This window comes from Cellulomonas pasadenensis (assembly GCF_047229365.1).
Taxonomy (GTDB): Bacteria; Actinomycetota; Actinomycetes; order Actinomycetales; family Cellulomonadaceae; genus Cellulomonas.
Map to the genome: position 1 here is coordinate 1 of NZ_JBFTEP010000192.1, position 4,972 is coordinate 4,972.

The 4,972-nt window shown below is 76.5% G+C and carries 5 protein-coding genes and 1 pseudogene; all 6 read left to right on the forward strand.

Annotated elements, in window-relative coordinates:
• Positions 1–566 (forward strand): periplasmic substrate-binding domain-containing protein (locus AB6N23_RS17205; protein WP_412867195.1); only part of this gene is annotated, 566 nt, incomplete at its 5' end.
• A 165-nt stretch (positions 567–731) separates the two neighbouring features.
• The gene (gene typA, locus AB6N23_RS17210; RefSeq protein WP_412867196.1) at positions 732–2,663 is read left to right on the forward strand and encodes a translational GTPase TypA; all 1,932 of its coding nucleotides are present in this window, start codon (positions 732–734) and stop codon (positions 2,661–2,663) included.
• Positions 2,660–3,628: a PIG-L family deacetylase gene (locus AB6N23_RS17215; protein ID WP_412867197.1), complete on the forward strand. Its 969-nt coding sequence runs from the start codon at positions 2,660–2,662 to the stop codon at positions 3,626–3,628. The genes typA and AB6N23_RS17215 overlap by 4 nt, the downstream gene beginning before the upstream one ends.
• A gap of 5 nt (positions 3,629–3,633) precedes the next feature.
• A complete protein-coding gene (locus AB6N23_RS17220) occupies positions 3,634–4,062 on the forward strand; it encodes a hypothetical protein (protein WP_412867198.1) in 429 nt (142 codons plus the stop codon).
• Positions 4,059–4,565 (forward strand): flavin reductase family protein, encoded by a 507-nt coding sequence (locus tag AB6N23_RS17225; protein ID WP_412867199.1) that lies wholly within the window; start codon positions 4,059–4,061, stop codon positions 4,563–4,565. Before AB6N23_RS17220 ends, AB6N23_RS17225 begins: the two co-directional genes overlap by 4 nt.
• Before the next feature lie 144 nt (positions 4,566–4,709).
• Positions 4,710–4,972: pseudogene (locus AB6N23_RS17230) on the forward strand (hypothetical protein); the annotation flags it as partial.

Sequence of the window (4,972 nt, forward strand, 5' to 3'; positions counted from 1 at the left end):
TGGCGGCGGCGCTGCCCCCGACGCCGGACCGGGAGCCCGACGCCGCCCCGGTCCCCGTCCGGGTGCTCGCGGCGACCGACGACCCGGTCCGCGCGCGGGCCCTCCAGCTGCTGACGGCGGCCGCTGCCGACGCGGGCCTCGAGGTCGTGCCGGCGGACGTCGACGACCCGGTGCACGGCCTGCGCACCGAGGGGGCGGCGTGGGACGCGGCCCTCGTGCCGGTGGTCCAGGGCGACCTGCCGGTCGCGTCGTGGGTCGCGCGCTGGCGGGGTGACGGCCCGGCGAACGTCAGCGGGCACGCCGACCCCGCGCTCGACGCGGTGCTCGACACGCTCGCCGGCACGGTGGACGCGGCCGCCGTCCCGGGGCTGCTCACGCAGACGTCGGGCGACCTCGTCGCGGCCGGCGCGGTGCTGCCGCTCGTGCGCACGCCCGCCCTGACGCTGACCGCCGAGCGGGACGCCGAGGACGACGCGGGGCTGCCGGTCGTCACGGGCGTCGAGGTGCTCGCGCCGGCGCGCGCGGACCTCACCTCCTGGTGGGACTGGGCGCGCGCGGACGACTGAGCGCGGGGGAGGGCACGCGGGCAGGAGAGGAGGGCAGCACCGGGGAGCGCCGGGGCGCGCACCGAGGAGACGGGCGTCACCGTCGCCGGTCTGGGGTGCTCCGGTAAGATGGGTGCGCGCCGCCGTCGGCGCATCCCCCTCTTCCTCGGTGAGATGAGTCCCCGCATGCCCGCAACCGACCAGGCCGCCGCCGTGCGTCACGACCTGCGCAACGTCGCGATCGTCGCGCACGTCGACCACGGCAAGACCACCCTCGTCGACGCGATGCTCCACCAGTCGGGCGCGTTCGGCGCGCACGACCACGTCGACGAGCGCGCCATGGACTCGGGCGACCTCGAGCGCGAGAAGGGCATCACGATCCTCGCGAAGAACACCGCCGTCCGGTACGCCGGCCCGGCGGCGGCCGCGGCGGGCCAGCCCGGCGGCGTGACGATCAACGTCATCGACACCCCGGGCCACGCCGACTTCGGCGGCGAGGTCGAGCGCGGCCTGTCGATGGTCGACGGCGTCGTCCTCCTCGTCGACGCGTCGGAGGGTCCGCTCCCGCAGACGCGCTTCGTGCTGCGCAAGGCCCTCGCCGCGAAGCTGCCGGTCATCCTCGTCGTGAACAAGGTGGACCGCCCCGACGCGCGCATCGACGAGGTCGTCCACGAGGCGACGGACCTGCTGCTCGGTCTCGCGTCCGACCTGCACGAGGAGGTCCCGGACCTCGACCTCGACGCGATCCTCGACGTGCCGGTCGTCTACGCGGCCGCGAAGGTCGGCAAGGCGTCGATCGAGCAGCCCGCCGACGGCGGCCTGCCCGACAGCCCGGACCTCGAGCCGCTGTTCGCGACGATCCTCGAGAAGATCCCGGCGCCGTCGTACGACCCGTCCGCGCCGCTGCAGGCGCACGTGACCAACCTCGACGCGTCGCCGTTCCTCGGTCGCCTCGCGCTGCTCCGCATCCACAACGGCACCCTGCGCAAGGGCCAGACGGTCGCGTGGGCGCGGCACGACGGCACGCTGCAGAACGTGCGCATCACGGAGCTGCTCGAGACCAAGGCGCTCGACCGCGTCCCCACCGACGCGGCGGGTCCCGGCGACATCGTCGCCGTCGCCGGCATCGAGGACATCACGATCGGCGAGACGCTCACGGACCCGGACGACCCGCGGCCGCTGCCCCTCATCACGGTCGACGACCCGGCGATCTCGATGACGATCGGCATCAACACGAGCCCGCTCGCCGGCAAGGGCGGCAAGGGCCACAAGGTCACGGCGCGCCAGGTCAAGGACCGCCTCGACCGCGAGCTCATCGGCAACGTGTCACTGCGCGTGCTGCCCACCGAGCGTCCCGACGCGTGGGAGGTGCAGGGCCGCGGCGAGCTCGCCCTGGCGATCCTCGTCGAGCAGATGCGCCGCGAGGGCTTCGAGCTCACGGTCGGCAAGCCGCAGGTCGTCACGAAGAAGGTCGACGGCCAGGTGCTCGAGCCGACGGAGCGCATGACCATCGACGTCCCCGAGGAGTACCTCGGCGCCGTGACGCAGCTGCTCGCGCAGCGCAAGGGGCGCATGGAGACGATGAGCAACCACGGCACCGGCTGGGTGCGCATGGAGTTCGTCGTGCCCGCGCGCGGCCTCATCGGCTTCCGCACGCGCTTCCTCACCGACACGCGCGGCACCGGCATCGCGTCGTCGATCGCCGAGGGCTTCGAGCCGTGGGCGGGCCCGATCGAGACCCGCCTCAACGGCTCCCTCGTCGCGGACCGCGCGGGCGTCGCGACGCCGTTCGCCATGCTCAACCTCCAGGAGCGCGGCACGTTCTTCGTCGACCCGACCTCCGAGGTGTACGAGGGCATGGTCGTCGGCGAGAACGCGCGCAACGAGGACATGGACGTGAACATCACCAAGGAGAAGAAGCTCAACAACATCCGCTCGTCCACGGCGGAGTCGTTCGAGAACCTGGTGCCGCCGCGCAAGCTCACGCTGGAGGAGTCCCTCGAGTTCGCGCGCGAGGACGAGTGCGTCGAGGTCACCCCCGAGGTCGTGCGCATCCGCAAGGTCGTGCTCGACCAGACCGAGCGGGCCCGGCAGACCGCGCGCAACAAGCGCGCGTGACGACCGCGCCCACCGGCGGCCTGCTCGCCGTCCACGCGCACCCCGACGACGAGTCGCTGGCGACCGGCGCGCTGCTCGCGACGTGGGCGGCGGCCGGCCGGCCGGTCACCGTCGTGACGGCGACGCGCGGCGAGCGCGGCGAGGTCATCGGCCGCCGGTGGGCCCACCTCGAGGGCGACGGTCCGGCGCTCGCCGAGCACCGCGTCGGCGAGCTCGCCGGCGCCCTCGCCGCCCTCGGCGTGACCGACCACGGGTTCCTCGACGAGGTCGCCGGCCACGGCACGCGGTACGAGGACTCCGGCATGGCGTGGGTCGGCGCGACGCGTGCCGGTGCGCTCGAGGACGTCCCGCCGGCGGCGTTCGTCGTCGCGTCCCTCGAGGACGCCGCCGACGCGCTCGCGCGCGTGCTGCGCAGCCGCCGGCCGGACGTCGTCGTCACGTACGAGCCGGGCGGCGGCTACGGCCACCCCGACCACGTGCGCGCGCACGAGGTGACGCAGCTGGCGCTCGAGCTGGCGGCGCGCGAGGCGGACGACGTCGGGCCGGCGCACGCCGTGCCGGTCGCGCTGTGGGCGGCGCAGGGTCGCACCACGCTGCGGCGGGCGCACGTCGCGCTGGCCGGTGACGCCGTGCTCGCCGCGCTCGGCCCCACCGTCGAGACGCTCGAGCTCCCCGACCCGGCCGCCGAGCCGGCGTCCGTCGCCGTGCTGGACGACGAGCTCGACGTCGTGGTCGACGTGGCGCCCGTGCGCGACCGCCTGCTCGCGGCGCTGCGCGCGCACGCCACCCAGGTGCAGGCCGTCCGCGCCGTCGACGGCGACCCCGCGCTGCTCGCGTGCTACGCGCTGAGCAACCGCGTCCTCGCGCCGGTGCTGCCCGTCGAGGCGTACCGGTACGCGCCGGGCAGCCTGCGCGCCGAGCAGGCCCTCCTCGCGTGGCCGGCCGGTGTGCGGCCGGTAGCGTGACGCCCGTGCAGCCGCTCTCGACCGCGCTCCTCGGCCGCGGTGCCGCCACGTTCGTGCTCGGCCTGGTCGTCGGCGTGCTCGGCACCCTGATGCACCGCGCCGTGCGCCCGTGGGGCCTGCTGCTGTGCGTGCTGCTCGTCCTCGTCGCCCTGCTCACGGCGCGCGCGTGGGGCGGCTGGGTCACGTACGTCGGGGCGGTGGGCGGGCTGTTCCTGTCCGTGACGCTGCTCGCCGGCGAGGGGCCCGGCGGCGACGTGCTCGTGCCGGGCACGGACCTGTGGGGCATCGGCTGGCTCGGTGGCGCCGCGGTGGCCGTCGTCGCCGTCGCCGTCGTCCCGCGCCGCTGGGTGACGGACGTCGCCGCCGGACCGGACGGGCCGGACGCCCCGGCCGGCAACGCCGCCGGCGCCGGGACCGAGCAGCCGCTCCCGTGACCGTGCCGGGGACCGCGCCGGTCGACGAGGACGCGTTCCGGGCGGCGGTGGGCCGCCTCCCCGCCGGTGTCGCGGTGGTCACCGTGGTCCGACGTGGCGTCGCCCACGCCACCACGGTGAACTCGGTGGCGTCGGTGTCGCTCGACCCGCCGCTGCTGCTGTTCTCCGTGCACACCGACTCGCGCCTGCGCGACGTGCTCGACGAGGTCGACGGGTGGGCCGTGAGCGTCCTCGCCGACGACCAGGCGGACGTGGCGGACTGGCTCGCCTCGCCGGGCCGGCCCGCGGTGGGCCAGCTCGACCGCGTGCCGCACACGGCGGCCCCCCTGTCCGGGGCGCCGTGGGTGGCCGGCGCCGCGGCGTGGTTCGACTGCCGCACGACCGCCGTGCACCCGGCGGGCGACCACGACGTCGTCGTCGGCAGCGTGCTCGCCGTCGCGCAGGGTGCCGCCGCCGCGGGCGGCCTCGTCCACCTGCGCGGACGGGTGCGCGGCGTCCGCTGACGTCGGTCGGCGACCCCGCCGCCCCGTGCGGCGGGAGCGGGTGATCCTCGCGGTCGCCGCGGGGGAGCGCACCCGGAGGGTGGTCGCGCCCCGTAGACTCGCCCGGGCGCGGTCTGCGCGCTGCAGGGAGCAGACGGGGGATCGATGACGCACGGGACCGAACGCGGCACGACGGCCGGCGGGGCGACGGACGACCGGGACGAGCCCGGCGCGCGCACCGACGCGCCCGACGGCGCACGCGGCGCCGAGCCGGCGGGCGTGCCCGCGCCCCGGGTGCCGAGCGCCCCCGAGGGCTCGTCGTCCGGTGCGGCACCCCGCACGGACGCCGCGCCCGCGACCGATCATGCCGCGTCGACCGGATCCGCGCCCGGCGGGGGCGCCGCGCCCGCGACCCCGGCCCCCCCCGG